This window comes from Streptomyces sp. NBC_01689 (assembly GCF_036250675.1).
GTDB lineage: Bacteria > Actinomycetota > Actinomycetes > Streptomycetales > Streptomycetaceae > Streptomyces.
The window spans coordinates 8,676,057-8,689,017 of sequence record NZ_CP109592.1 but is presented as its reverse complement, the minus strand read 5'-3'; the positions used below and the strand labels follow the sequence as shown (position 1 = coordinate 8,689,017).

Below are 12,961 nucleotides of genomic sequence, written 5' to 3'. Positions count from 1 at the left end.
TCCGCCGGGCCCGCGGGCCCGGCGGACGGCCCTCCCTCTCACGCAGGCGACGCGGACCCGTCGCCGGGCGCCACCGGCCCGTCGCGCGGGGCACCCTGCTGTGACCATCCGAAGAGTCACTCGTTTGACGGATCGGCGTGACAGGGCGCCAGCTCCTTCGGAAGGCATTCGTTCCATGCCCCTCCTACCGTTTCCCCGTACCGTCCGCCGCGGCAGGACCACCGGACTCGACCGGGCCGAGGCAGCCCTGGTCGAGGAGTACAGCGACCTGGTGCGGCTCGCGTATCTGACGCTGCCGTCGTCGCTGAGCCGGCACCGGCGCATTCTCGTGGCGCACTCCCTGGTGCAGCGGTCGCTGCCGGGCGCCGTGCGCGGACGTCCCGGCACCGTGGTCCCGGCGCCGCGTGGGGCGGCGCGCCAGTCCGTCGCGGAGAAGGACCGCCTGCGCGGCCGCGTCGTGCGCTCCGCCCTGGCGCACGGCCGGTCGCCGCGCGGCTGGCCCCGCGGGATGCCCCCGCCCCGTACGGTCCTTCCCACGCTGCCCGTCGTCTGGGGGCTGCGGCTCTTCCCGCGCGCGGGCGGGGTCGAGGAGATCGCCCTGAGCCAGGCCCTGGCGGGTACGACGGCCGCGGGCCGCGCGGCGTTCGTGCTGCGCCGGGTGGACGGGCTCGCCGACGCGGCGGTGGAGGACCTGTTGCGCGCTGCGGGCGTCCCCGACCCCGAGGGCGCCCTGCGGTCGGCGAACCGCCTGGACGAGTCGGCGGGCGCGGCGGCGCGGGCCCTGCTCACCTCGCGGGAGTTCGACGCCTGCTCGGTACAGACCCGGCCCACCGACCTGCTGCGCCGCCGACGCCGGGTGCGGTTCCTGTGGGCCGCGCTGACCGCCGCCGCGATCACCGGGACGATGCTGACGGTGACCGGCCGGATGGCGTCGCCGTCCCGGCCGGTCACCGACTCCCGTACCGTTGCGGGACTTCCCCGCCCCGACGACCTGGTGCGCACCGCCGGGGACGTCTGGGCCGACACCTCCCGGGTCGACCTCACCGCGTGGCCCGCGCGGGGCGCCCGCGCGGACGACCGGGAACTGCTGGGCAGGGCCCTGTCCTCATGGGCGCGCCCCGGACGCGCGCTGCGGGTCACCTTGACGCCCGGCACCCCCACGGACCCTCCGCCGCGCTCACCCCAGCTCCTCTACGCCGGGAACGTCGACGGCGACGCCGTGGTGCTCCTGTACGACGGCCGGCGGGTGGTGCGCTACAGCGAGCCGCTCACCGGCCCCGGGCACGGTGCGCTCGCCCTGTCCCGTGCCGACGACGCGGACGTGACGACCGGCGCCGCGCTGGTCGTCCACCGGGGTGCCCGTGGCGCGCGGTATCTCCTCGCGCCCTGGGTCGCCGAGGCGGACACCCGGGACCTGGCGCGCCCCGACTCCCCCGCACGGCCGGTCGGCGTGGCCCGGGACGGGGTCACCGTGCCCGTGCCCACCCCCACGGGGAAGGCGGCCTGTGGCACCCGTCCCGTGCTCCAACTGCGGTCCTCCGCACGGATCGTGGAGAAGCACGCGTTCCTGCTGACCGACCTGGGCGAGTTGTCACCGGTGCATCTCACGTACACCCCGCTGCCGGGGCACGGGAGCCCTCCCGCCCGGCAGCCCCGCGAGGCGACCGGCGGCCCTGCGCTGCTCGCCTGGGCCCATCTGGCCTGCGGGCTGGAGGAGTTGCGGGGCACGGGTGTCCGGGCGGTGAACGCCTGGGACTTCGCCGAGCAGGAGCTGCCGGAGCGGGGCGGACACGCGGTGTGGACCTGCGCGCGGGCGTCGACCTGGCGCGGGCCCGGTGACGTGCGGCTGGTGCTGCGCGCTCCGGCCGCCTCCCCCTCGGCCCCCGCCGAGGTGGTCGGCACGGCACGGTCCACCGCGGCCTGCAGCCGGTTCGGCCAGCATGTGGTGGCCGACGTCCACTGGCGTGCGCGCAGCGGTCACTGGTACGTGCTGGCGGCCGGCAGCCGGGCGGTCACGCGGATCGACGTGACCGGCGAGGTGACGGCCCGGCAGCGGGGCCGGACCCTCGCCGTCCGCGCGCCGAGGGACTCCCGGCTCCGGGTGTCGGCCCGTCTGGACAACGGCACTTCGCTCGACCCCGTCGGCGACGCCGGCCGCTGACGCCGACCGACGACAGGGGCCGCACCCCGAGCATGACGCTGTCTGCTGTCTGCTGTCTGCTGTCTGCCGTCCGCGGACGGCAGACAGCAGACAGCAGGAGCGTCGGCGGCAGACAGGGGGAAGCGAGGGCGGCGGAAACCTGGTCCGCCGGCCCGCCTTCCGCGTCGCTCAGTCCTCCTCCGCGGAGGGGACGACCACGAGGAAGGCGTCCGACTTCAGGTCCATCACCACGGTGGCCGGCTGGCCCTCGGTACGGCGTCGGGCGGCGTACTCCTCCGCCGTCCAGGATCCGCGGGGGGATCCTGCGGGAAATCGCTCCAGCACCTTCGCGCTCATGACGGCGGACACCTCCTGCTCCGGCTTCCGACTCGGACCGCCGAGTCGCCTGGAATTCACTTGCCCGTGATTTCCGCGCACATGTCCGCGAAGAACGGGGCGAGTTCGGCGGGACGGGGACGGACGTGCCGGGTGCGGCGGCCCCGTCTCACACGCCGACACGCTCCTCGGCCCTGGGCAGCGGGTCGGTCTCGCGGCTCAGCCGCCCCGGCCACCAGGCACGTCGTCCGATGTCCCGGACGAGCGCCGGCACCAGCAGCGAGCGGACGACCAGCGTGTCCAGCAGGACGCCGAAGGCGACGATGAAGGCGATCTGCACCAGGAAGGCCAGCGGGATGACGCCGAGGGCGGCGAAGGTCGCGGCGAGCACCACGCCCGCCGAGGTGATCACCCCGCCCGTGCTGACGAGCCCGCGCAGCACCCCCTGACGCACACCGTGCCGCAGCGACTCCTCCCTCACCCGGGACATGAGGAAGATGTTGTAATCCACGCCGAGGGCCACCAGGAACACGAAGCCGTACAGCGGGACGGACGCGTCGGTGCCCGTGAAGCCGAAGACATGACGGAAGACGAGCGAGGAGATCCCCAGGGTGGCGAGGAAGTTGAGCGCGACGGTGGCCACGAGCAGCACCGGCATCACCAGCGAGCGCAGCAGGCCGACCAGGATCACCAGGATGATGGCGAGCACCACGGGCACGATGAGCGTGCGGTCGTGTTCGGCGGTCCGCCGGGTGTCGTACTGCTGCGCCGTGTAGCCCCCGACGAGCGCGTCGGCGCCCGCCACCGCGTGCACGGCGTCGCGCAGTCGCGCCACGGTGTCCGCGGCCGCGGCACTGTCGGCGGGGGCCCGCAGGGTGGCGTCGACGCGTACCCGGCCGTCGACGACCTGGGCCGCTCCCCCGCCCGGGCGCCCGGACGCCGTGACCGCGACGGCGGAGGCGATCCCGTCGGTGGCGCGTGCCGCCGCGGTGACCTGGGCGACGCGGTCCGCGTTCGCGATGATCACGGCGGGGTTCCCGGAGCCGCCCGGGAAATGCCGTCCGAGGGTCTCCTGCGCGGTGACGGACGGCGCGTCGTCGACGAAGATCTCGTCGAGCGGAACGCCCTTCGCGTTGAGCGTGGGTGCCAAGGCCGCGCAGGCGATGAGCGCCGCCAGGGCGATCGCCCACACCTTGCGCGGCGCGCGGTCGACCAGGTCCGCGACCCGGTTCCAGACGCCGCCGGCCCGCGCGCCCTCCGAGGTCCGGGGCCCGGCCGGCCAGTAGGCGGCGCGCCCTAGCAGGACCAGGACGGCCGGCAGGAACGTCAGGGAGCTCAGTACGGCGCACACGACGCCGATGGCGCCCACCGGTCCGAGCGCCCGGTTGTTCGTCAGGTCGCTGAGCAGCAGGGCCAGCAGGCCGAGGGCGACGGTTCCCGCGCTGGCGACGATGGCGCCCCAAGACCGCCGCAGGGCCGCCAGGACGGCCGTGAACCGGTCGGTGTGCAGGGCGAGTTCCTCGCGGTAGCGGGCGGTCAGCAGCAGCGCGTAGTCGGTGGCGGCGCCGATCACCAGGATGGAGAGGATGCCCTGCACCTGGCCGTCGACGCGCACGACCTCGTGGTCGGCGAGCGCGTAGACGACGGCGCAGGCGAGGCCGAGCGCGAAGACCGCGCCGAGGATGATGACGAAGGGCAGCAGCACGCTGCGGTAGACGAGGAGCAGGATCACCAGCACGGTGACGAGGGCCACCGCGAGCAGCAGTCCGTCGATCCCGGCGAACGCGTCGGCGAGGTCCGCCTGGCTGGCCGCGGGCCCCGCCGTCCGGACGGTCGTGCCCGGCACGCGCTCGGCGGCCGAACGGATCCGGTCGAGGGCGTCGGGCAGCCGCTCGCCCAGGTCGGGCCTCAGCTGGACGACACCCTCCAGCGCCTCGCCGTCCCGTGACGAAAGTGCGGGGGACGGCTCGCCGACCACCCCCGGGGCACCGGTGAGCGAGGCGAGCGCCCTGGTCGCGGCGTCCCGCCGGGCGTCGGTGACCGGGCCGCCGCCGTCCACGGTCCAGACGACGATCGCGGGCAGCGTCTCGGCCTGCCGGAAGGCGCGCTGCCGGGCGACCACCTCGGTGGACTCGGCGCTGCGCGGCAGGAAGGCGGCCTGGTCGTTGGTGGAGACCTCGCCGAGGCGGCCGGCGTAGGGACCGAGGGTTCCTCCGATGCCGAGCCAGGCGACGAGCAGGACGACGGGGATCAGCCACAGGGCCCGTCGTGGGGTGAGGGACATCGCTCTCCAGGTGTCACGGTGTCTCGTGAGGTAGTTATCTCAACAAACAAGAATCTCAATCATTGAAATACATGAGCCGGATGGTAGACCATCCGGCCCCGGCTGCCCTTCCCGTCCCGGCGCCCGGCCGGATGCACCGAGGTACGAGGCGGGACACGGGCCGGGCACGGCCCGGCCTCGGGACACGCCCTCCCGGCCCGGGCTCAGCGGCCCGGTGACCGCACGGTGGAGAGTTCCTCGTTCAACTCGCAGAGGAAGCGGAGCACCACGGACAGCTCCTCCTCGCCGAAACGGTCGCGCACCCGCTCGGTGACCTCGGCGAGCGGCCGGAAGTGGGCGCGTGCCACCGTCCTGGCCTCGGCGACGTAGTGGAGGTGGACCACCCGGCGGTCCGGGCTCTCCCTGACCCGCCGGATGTGGCCCGCGCGTTCGAGCCGGTCGAGGCAGGCCGTGACGGCCCCCGAGGTGAGCCCGAGATGGTCGCGCAGCCGGCCCGGGGTGAGCGGCTGCGGCGCGTCGAGGATCGCGGCCAGCGCCTGCACGTCGGTCGCGTGCAGACCGTGTTCACCGGCGAAGGCGTGGACCAGACGGTTGATCTCCCCGTTCATCCGGCGCAGCTGTACCGCGAAGGCCTGGAGTCCGGTCGCGTCGGCGCGCCCGCTTCCCGCGCCGCCCCCGGGCCGCGGGTCACCCGCTCGGTCGTCACCGTCGTCTCGTCTGGCCACGCGATCAGCCTATAGAAGTGCGCCGTCCGCCCCCTCCCGCATCCCCGGTCGCCGGAAAGACCGTTTCCGCGCATCCGCCGTCACCGCCCGCGTGGAAGGCATGACGAGGGGAGTACGGAAAGGGGGGCGACGCGGCGAACGACGGAGGGACCCATGAGCGAGAGCGACACCGGCCTGCGATGTCTGGTGACCGGTGCCACGGGCTACATCGGCGGGCGGCTGGTCTCCGAGCTGCTGGCGGAGGGGCACCGGGTGCGGTGCCTCGCCCGTTCCCCCGCCAAGCTGCGCGACTACCCGTGGGCGGGCGAGGCGGAGGTCGTGCAGGGTGACGTCCTGGACGCCGACTCGGTGGCGGAGGCGCTGCGGGACATGGACGTCGCGTACTACCTCGTCCACGCCCTCGGCACGGGCCACGACTTCGAGGCGACCGACCGGCGGGCGGCGCGCATCTTCGGTGAGCGGGCCCGCGCGGCCGGCGTCCGGCGGATCGTCTACCTGGGCGGGCTCACCCCGCGGCACGTACCGGAGCGGGAACTCTCCCCGCATCTCAGGTCGCGTACCGAGGTCGGCCGCATCCTGCTGCACTCCGGTGTCCCGACCACGGTGTTGCGCGCCGCGGTGATCATCGGCTCCGGTTCGGCCTCCTTCGAGATGCTGCGCTATCTCACGGAGCGGTTGCCGGTGATGGTGACCCCCAGCTGGGTGCACACCCGTATCCAGCCGATGGGAGTACGGGACGTGCTGCGCACCCTGGTCGGCAGCGCCCGGATGCCCGCGGAGGTCAACCGCACCTTCGACATCGGCGGTCCCGAGATCCTGACGTACCTGGAGATGATGCGGCGGTACGCCACCATCGCCGGGCTGCCCCGCCGGCTCATCTTCCCGGTGCCGGTGCTCACCCCCCGGCTGTCCAGTCACTGGGTCGGCCTGGTCACCCCGGTCCCCGCGTCCATCGCGCGCCCCCTCACCGAGTCGCTGCGGCACGAGGTCGTGTGCCACGAAAACGACATCGTCCGGTACGTGCCCGATCCGCCCGGCCGTCCGATCGGCTTCGACGACGCGGTCGCCCTGGCGCTGCAACGCGTCCGGGACGCCCAGGTCACCACTCGGTGGTCGTCGGCCTCGGTGCCCGGCGCGCCGAGCGATCCGCTCCCCACCGACCCCGACTGGGCGGGCGGCAGTCTCTACACCGACCATCGCGAACTGGCCGTGGACGCGCCGCGCGAGGCGCTGTGGCGGGTGATCGAGGGCATCGGCGGCGACAACGGCTGGTACTCCTTCCCGCTCGCCTGGGCCGTCCGCGGCTGGCTGGACCGCATGGTGGGCGGTGTCGGCCTGCGGCGCGGACGACGCGACGCGACCCGGCTGCGGGCGGGCGACTCGCTCGACTTCTGGCGGGTCGAGGAGATCGAGCCGGGTCATCTGCTGCGGCTGCGCGCGGAGATGCGGCTGCCGGGCCTGGCCTGGCTGGAGATGTACGCCGAAGAGGGCCGCGACGGCGGCTCGCGGTACCGGCAGCGGGCCATGTTCCATCCGCACGGGCTGCTGGGACACGCCTACTGGTGGACCGTCTCGCCGTTCCACGCCGTCGTCTTCGGCGGAATGGCCCGCAACATCGCCAAGGCCGCCGTCAAACACGCGGCCGAGAGTGTCCCCGCGAAGAAGCCGGAATCCGCCTCCACCCTCTGACCCCGCCCACGTCCGCCCCGGACCGCTCCCGCGGTGCCCGGAACCGGTCGCTCCCGCGGTCGGCGCATCCGCGGGAGCCCGCCGGGCGGAAGCGGGAGTCGCCGTACCCCTCGCGGCCGTCGCCCCAGTGGCCGCCCGCACCCGTCAGTCCAGCCGATCCCGGAGCCACACCATGAACGTCTCGGTCGTCCTGTTCACCTCGGACCTGCGTCTGCACGATCATCCGGCGCTGCGCGCGGCCCACGAAGGATCGGCCGCGCTCGTGCCGCTGTTCGTGCGCGACGACGCCGTCGCGGCGGCCGGGTTCACCGCTCCCAACCGGATGGCCTTCCTCGCGGACTGTCTGGCGGACCTCGACGCCGGGCTGCGGGAGCGGGGCGGCCGGCTGGTGGTGCGCTCCGGCGACGTGGCCGCCGAGGTGTGCAAGGTGGTCGCCGAGGCGGACGCCGACGAGGTGCACATGGCCGCGGGCGTCAGCGCCTACGCGCGCCGCCGTGAGGACCGGCTGCGCGCGGCCCTGGAGGCCGAGGGATGCCGGCTGCACGTCCACGACACCGTGATCACCGCGCTGGCGCCGGGTGCCGTCACCCCGGCCTCGTCGGACCACTTCGCGGTCTTCACCCCGTACTTCCGCCAGTGGTCGGGGCAGTCGCTGCGCGCCGCGGTCGGCGCGCCGCGGACGATCCGGGTGCCGGACGGGGTCGGTTCGGAGCCGCTCCCCTCCCGCGAGGCCCTGTCCGGGGTCTCCGGGGGACTGGCCCGGGGCGGCGAGACGGAGGCCCGCAAGAGACTCGACTCCTGGCTGCGGAGCGGTATCGCGTCGTACGAGGACCGGCACGACGACCTGCCCGGCGACGCCACCTCCCGGTTCTCGCCGCACCTGCACTTCGGCTCGCTCTCCCCGGTCGAGCTGGTGCACCGCGCCCGCGGTGCGGGCGGCGCGGGCGCCGAGGCCTTCGTACGGCAGCTGGCCTGGCGGGACTTCCACCACCAGGTGCTCGCCGCGCGGCCGGACGCGGCGGTGGCCGACTACCGCACCCGGCACGACCACTGGCGCCCGGAGAGCGAGGCACGGGAGGACATCGCCGCGTGGAAGGAGGGTCGCACCGGCTATCCCGTGGTCGACGCGGCGATGCGGCAACTGCGCCACGAGGGCTGGATGCACAACCGGGGACGGCTGCTGACGGCGAGCTTCCTCACCAAGACCCTGTACGTGGACTGGCGGGTCGGGGCCCGGCACTTCCTGGACCTGCTGGTGGACGGCGACGTCGCCAACAACCAGCTCAACTGGCAGTGGATGGCCGGGACGGGCACGGACACCCGGCCCAACCGGGTCCTCAACCCCGTGATCCAGGCGAAGCGTTACGATCCGGACGGATCGTACGTCCGGCGGTGGGTGCCCGAACTGGAGGGGCTCGCGGGCGCCGCCGTGCACGAGCCGTGGAAGCTGCGGGGGCTGGACCGCGCCGCCTACGACTACCCTGACCCGGTGGTCGAACTTCCGGACGGGCTGGCCCGCTTCAAGGAGGCCCGGGGCCGTGGCTGAAGGAAGTCACCAGGGATTTTACAATCCATAGAGATTTCTTCCACGAACGCGTGCGTACTGGTGGGCGTCAGAATCACTCGTCACCGGATCCACTCGCACCGGATTCACCAGGCGGCCCGACGGAGCTCCCCCGCTCCGCGCCGCCGCCCCGCCAGGAGGCTCGATGCGCATTGCACGGAACGCAGGAACGCTCTTCGTGGCGGGTGCGTTGACCTTGACGCTCGCCGCGCTCGCGTATCCTGCCGTGATCGGTGTGCAGACCACGTCCAGCGCCCCGAACCGCGTGATCGCCAACACGTCGACGGGCCCGCTCACCGAGGCGGACCGGGACTTCGTCGTCAAGGTGCGGGCGGCGGGACTCTGGGAGTACCCGGTCGGGCAGCTCGCGCTCCAGAAGGGCACCATCCCCGCGGTCAGAACCGCCGGCCAGCACCTGATCAAGGGCCACGCCGCACTGGACGACACCGACCGCAAGGTCGCCGCCCAGCTCGGCATCACCATCCCCAACAAGCCGTCTCCGCAGCAGCAGGGCTTCGTCGCGACCCTCAGCGGTGACACCGGCAAGAAGTTCGACACGGACTTCGCCAACATCCTGCGGCTGACCCACGGAACGATCTTCCTGACCGTCGCAAAGATCAGGTCCACCACGGAGAACTCTCTGGTGCGTCAGCTGGCGGACCAGGCCAACGACACCGTGCTCGACCACATCACGGTGATGGAGAAGACCGGACTGGTCGACTTCGGCCAGCTGGTGTTCCAGGAGACCACCCCGCCGAAGCTGCCCGCCCAGAACGTCACGCCGCCCCCTCCCGCGCCGGGCGAGCCGACCGTCGTCCTCACCCCGCCCGCGGGGAGTGCGGTGTCCCCCTCACCCACGGTGGGGTGAACCGGCCCGGTCGCCCCGGCCCCGGAGGTCAGCCTCCCGGGACCGGGGCGCCCTCGTCGTAGAGGCCCCCGAGGCAGCCGAGGGCGTCCCGCAGCCCCGAAGGACGGAGCATCCCGCGCAGCGGGCGCCCGGCCCAGCCGGGGCCGCCCAGCACGACGGCCGGATGATTACGGGCGCCCTTGACGCCCCAGTGGGTGCCGGCCACGTGCCGGGCGAGCGGGACATCGGCGGTCGAGCGGGTCTGGGCCCACAGCACGACGGCCGTGGGGCCCAGTCGCCGGACCGCCGCGGTCAGCGCCTCGGTGGGCACCGCCGCCCCGAACATCCTGGCGGGCAGCCCCAGTTCGGCCAGGCCCGCGTGCAGCGCCTGCAACGGCAGGCTGTGCTGCTCGCCGGGGACGCAGGCCAGCACCACCGGACCCGGGCCACTGGCGGGGGCGTCGGGCCGCGCGGGCATCGTCGCCCGGTGGAGGGTCCGGGAGATGTGCCAGGACAGCAGATGCTCCACCTCCACGTAACGGTCGCCGGAGGACTCCCACTTGCGTCCCACCGCGTGCAGGGTGGGCACCATCACCTCGTCCCACGCGACGACCAGGCCGTGCCGTTCCACGAGCGAGGCAAGCTGGTCGTCCATCGCGGGCGCGTCGAGGCGCACGGCGGCGCGCGCGAGTCCTCTGCACTCCTGCCGGACGTCCCCGAGCGGGAGCGCGCCGGCCGCCCGCGAACGCTGCCGGCCGAGCACGCGCCCGGTCCCGACGGACGGGTCGGGCACGTACGGTATCCGTTCCACGCCCTTCCGCGCGGTCCTGGCCGCCTCGGCCGGCGGCACCCCGGCGGAGGTCAGCCGGCACATCTCCTCCAGCATCGCCACGTCCTGCGGCGTCCAGCGGCGGTGCCGCCCGTCGGAGCGGACCGCGGGACCCACCCCGTACCGCCGGTCCCAGGAGCGCAGCGTGGTGGGCGACACCCCGAGCCGACGCGCCAGCGCCCCCGTGGTGACACCCGCCGCGGCGGGCCGCGCGGCCGGTGGTGACGACTCTGTCGGTCGGTCCTCGCCCATGCCGCGACTATACGACGCAGAAACGATGCAAGTTGTCCCGGAAGTTCCGCGGTTCCCACGATGGAGGCCACGGCGCGCCGCACCGGTCGCGCCCCGTGACCCCCGACCGACCCGAGGAGCCGAGGTCATGGCCGCAGAACCGCTCGCCGCGGGGCGCCCCTCGGCGTGGGAGGCCGGGTCCGGACCGCTCACCGACGCCGAGATCGCGCGGGGGCTCGCGGCAGGTGACGAGCGCTGTCTGACCGCCGCGTACCACCGCTGGGGAAAGCTGGTGCACACCATGGCCCGGCGTTCCCTGGGTGACTCCCGGGAGGCCGAGGACGTCACCCAGCAGGTGTTCCTGGCCGCCTGGCAGGGCGCGCCCGGCTACCGTCCGGAGCGCGGCGCCCTGGCCGGCTGGCTGGTCGGCATCAGCCGCCGCAAGATCGCCGACGCGCTGTCCGCACGTACCCGCCGCGGCGAGCTGGTCGCGGCCGCCGGAGGCCTGCTCGGTCCGGCCGACGACACCCGCGCCCGCCCCGAGGCCGCCGCGCTCGACCGCGTCCTCGTCCGGCACGGACTCGCCGGACTGCCGGCGCCCCAGCGCCGGGTGCTGCATCTCGCGTTCTACGAGGACCTCACCCAGACCCAGATCGCGCAGCGCACCGGCTGGCCGCTGGGCACGGTCAAGAGCCACTGCCGGCGCGGTCTGCACCAGCTGCGCCGCTGTCTGCGGACACGGGCCGACGGATGAGGGCGGGCGGCCGCCGCCCGCCCCTGGACCCCGCCGGCCCCCGTCCCGAGCGGACACCCGGCCGCCGCACCGCGGATTTTCCCGCCGCGGGCCAATCCGCCGCCGGACCTGATCCGGATCAGTCCCGTACCGATCACCCCGCTTGGAGGACGAACCCGTGAAGGAAGCCGTGGAAATCGGCAGGAACCCGGCGACGGAACCCGGTCTGCCGGACCTGATGGCCGACGTCGCCCGAGGCGACCAGGAGGCTTTCGCCGCGGTCTACGACATCGTGGCGGGGCCGGTGCTCGGCATCGTGCGCAGGGTGCTGCGCGACCGGGCCCAGTCGGAGGAGGTGGCCCAGGAGGTCCTGGTCGAGGTGTGGCGGACCGCCGCCCGCTACCGGCCCGAACGCGGGTCGGTGATGAACTGGGTGCTCACCCTCGCCCACCAGCGGGCGGTCGACCGGGTGCGCTCGGCCGAGGCCTCGGCGGCGCGTGAGCACAAGGCGGCCCTCCTCGACCGGACGCCCGAGTTCGACGAGGTGACCGAACAGGTCGAGGCACGGCTGGAGAGGGAACAGGTACGGCGCTGCCTGCGGACGCTGACGGAGCTGCAGCGTCAGTCCGTCACCCTCGCCTACTACCGCGGCCTGACCTACCGGGAGGTGGCGGAGCTGCTGACGCTTCCGCTCGGCACGGTCAAGACCCGTCTGCGCGACGGTCTGATCCGCCTCCGTGACTGCTTGGGGGTCACCGCATGACCACGTCCGACCTGCACACCCTGACGGGTGCGTACGCGCTGCACGCCCTCGACGCGGACGAGCGCGGCCGGTTCGAGCGGCACGCCGCCGACTGCGAGGCCTGCGCCCAGGAGGTCCGTGAACTGACCGCCACGGCGGCACGGCTGGGCCTGGCCGAGACCGTCGTCACCGCACCCGAGCTCAAGACCCGGGTCATGCGGCACATCACCACGGTCCGGCAGGAGGCCCCCCGCACCGCGGCCCCTGCGCCCCCCGTTCCGGTGCTGCGGCGCGTACGCCGTCCCCGTGGGCTGTCGCGCTGGGCGCTGGCCGCCTGTGTGGCCGCCGCGGCGGCGTTCGGCGGCACGGCGGTGTGGCAGCACGACCGGGCGCAGGAGGCCCGCGGCCAGGCGAGGGAGGCCGAGCGGCGCACCGCCGACCTGACCGCGGTGCTGGGTGCCCCGGACGCGAAGAGCCGCACCGCGAAACTGGCGGGCGGCGCCACCGGCACGGTGGTCGTCTCCGCCGGCCGCGACGAGGCCGTCTTCCTCTCCTCGGGGATGGCGAAGCCGCCGCGCGGCAAGGTCTACCAGCTGTGGTTCGACGACGCGGGCACCATGCGTTCCGCCGGTCTGATGGACCCGCACCGCACCAGCGAGGTGGTCCTGCTGGACGGAAAGCTGGCCGAGGCGTCGGGGATGGGCATCACGGTGGAACCGGCGGGCGGTTCGCCCCGGCCGACCTCGGCCCCGCTGGCGGTGCTGGCCTTCCCCGCCTGACGGGTCCGGCCTTCCCTGGTCGTGTCCGCAAGGTCTCGTCTGACCGGCGGGCGGATGAGACC

Annotated in this window: 11 protein-coding genes; 7 read left to right on the top strand and 4 right to left on the bottom strand. The window is 74.1% G+C overall.

Annotated elements, in window-relative coordinates; all coding sequences use genetic code 11:
* Positions 1 to 175: 175 nt before the first annotated feature.
* Positions 176 to 2,161 (top strand): hypothetical protein, encoded by a 1,986-nt coding sequence (locus OG776_RS37255; protein WP_148008347.1) that lies wholly within the window; start codon positions 176 to 178, stop codon positions 2,159 to 2,161.
* 168 nt (positions 2,162 to 2,329) lie between these two features.
* On the opposite strand, the gene OG776_RS37250 is transcribed toward OG776_RS37255, so the two are convergent.
* The 3 genes from OG776_RS37250 to OG776_RS37240 form a co-directional block, all read right to left on the bottom strand.
* The gene (locus OG776_RS37250; RefSeq protein WP_187285543.1) at positions 2,330 to 2,497 is read right to left on the bottom strand and encodes a hypothetical protein; all 168 of its coding nucleotides are present in this window, start codon (positions 2,495 to 2,497) and stop codon (positions 2,330 to 2,332) included.
* A gap of 148 nt (positions 2,498 to 2,645) precedes the next feature.
* Complete coding sequence (locus OG776_RS37245) at positions 2,646 to 4,760, bottom strand: MMPL family transporter (protein ID WP_148008346.1); 2,115 nt, start codon at positions 4,758 to 4,760, stop codon at positions 2,646 to 2,648.
* 203 nt (positions 4,761 to 4,963) lie between these two features.
* Positions 4,964 to 5,485, bottom strand: coding sequence for a MarR family winged helix-turn-helix transcriptional regulator (locus tag OG776_RS37240; protein ID WP_261994458.1), 522 nt, complete (start codon positions 5,483 to 5,485; stop codon positions 4,964 to 4,966).
* Positions 5,486 to 5,638: 153 nt separating this feature from the next.
* Here OG776_RS37240 and OG776_RS37235 point away from each other — a divergent pair, with 153 nt between their 5' ends.
* The 3 genes from OG776_RS37235 to OG776_RS37225 all read left to right on the top strand — a co-directional run bounded on the left by OG776_RS37235 (position 5,639) and on the right by OG776_RS37225 (position 9,606).
* Complete coding sequence (locus OG776_RS37235) at positions 5,639 to 7,174, top strand: SDR family oxidoreductase (RefSeq protein WP_148008345.1); 1,536 nt, start codon at positions 5,639 to 5,641, stop codon at positions 7,172 to 7,174.
* Positions 7,175 to 7,346: 172 nt separating this feature from the next.
* Positions 7,347 to 8,720, top strand: coding sequence for a cryptochrome/photolyase family protein (locus OG776_RS37230; RefSeq protein WP_148008344.1), 1,374 nt, complete (start codon positions 7,347 to 7,349; stop codon positions 8,718 to 8,720).
* A gap of 163 nt (positions 8,721 to 8,883) precedes the next feature.
* Entirely contained in the window at positions 8,884 to 9,606 is a 723-nt protein-coding gene (locus tag OG776_RS37225) for a DUF4142 domain-containing protein (protein WP_187285542.1), read from the top strand.
* A gap of 28 nt (positions 9,607 to 9,634) precedes the next feature.
* Here the strand turns inward: OG776_RS37225 and OG776_RS37220 are convergent, their stop codons facing one another.
* Positions 9,635 to 10,666 carry a MerR family transcriptional regulator gene (locus OG776_RS37220; protein WP_148008343.1) on the bottom strand — a complete coding sequence of 344 codons (1,032 nt, stop codon included), beginning with the start codon at positions 10,664 to 10,666 and terminating at the stop codon, positions 9,635 to 9,637.
* Between the two features lie 127 nt (positions 10,667 to 10,793).
* Between OG776_RS37220 and OG776_RS37215 the strand changes: the two genes are divergently transcribed.
* From OG776_RS37215 to OG776_RS37205, 3 genes are all read left to right on the top strand, one after another.
* A complete protein-coding gene (locus tag OG776_RS37215) occupies positions 10,794 to 11,399 on the top strand; it encodes a sigma-70 family RNA polymerase sigma factor (protein ID WP_148008342.1) in 606 nt (201 codons plus the stop codon).
* 157 nt (positions 11,400 to 11,556) lie between these two features.
* Entirely contained in the window at positions 11,557 to 12,141 is a 585-nt protein-coding gene (locus tag OG776_RS37210) for a sigma-70 family RNA polymerase sigma factor (protein ID WP_148009579.1), read from the top strand.
* On the top strand, positions 12,138 to 12,899 hold the full coding sequence (locus OG776_RS37205; protein ID WP_148009580.1) for an anti-sigma factor: 762 nt from the start codon (positions 12,138 to 12,140) through the stop codon (positions 12,897 to 12,899). The genes OG776_RS37210 and OG776_RS37205 overlap by 4 nt, the downstream gene beginning before the upstream one ends.
* Positions 12,900 to 12,961 lie beyond the last annotated feature (62 nt).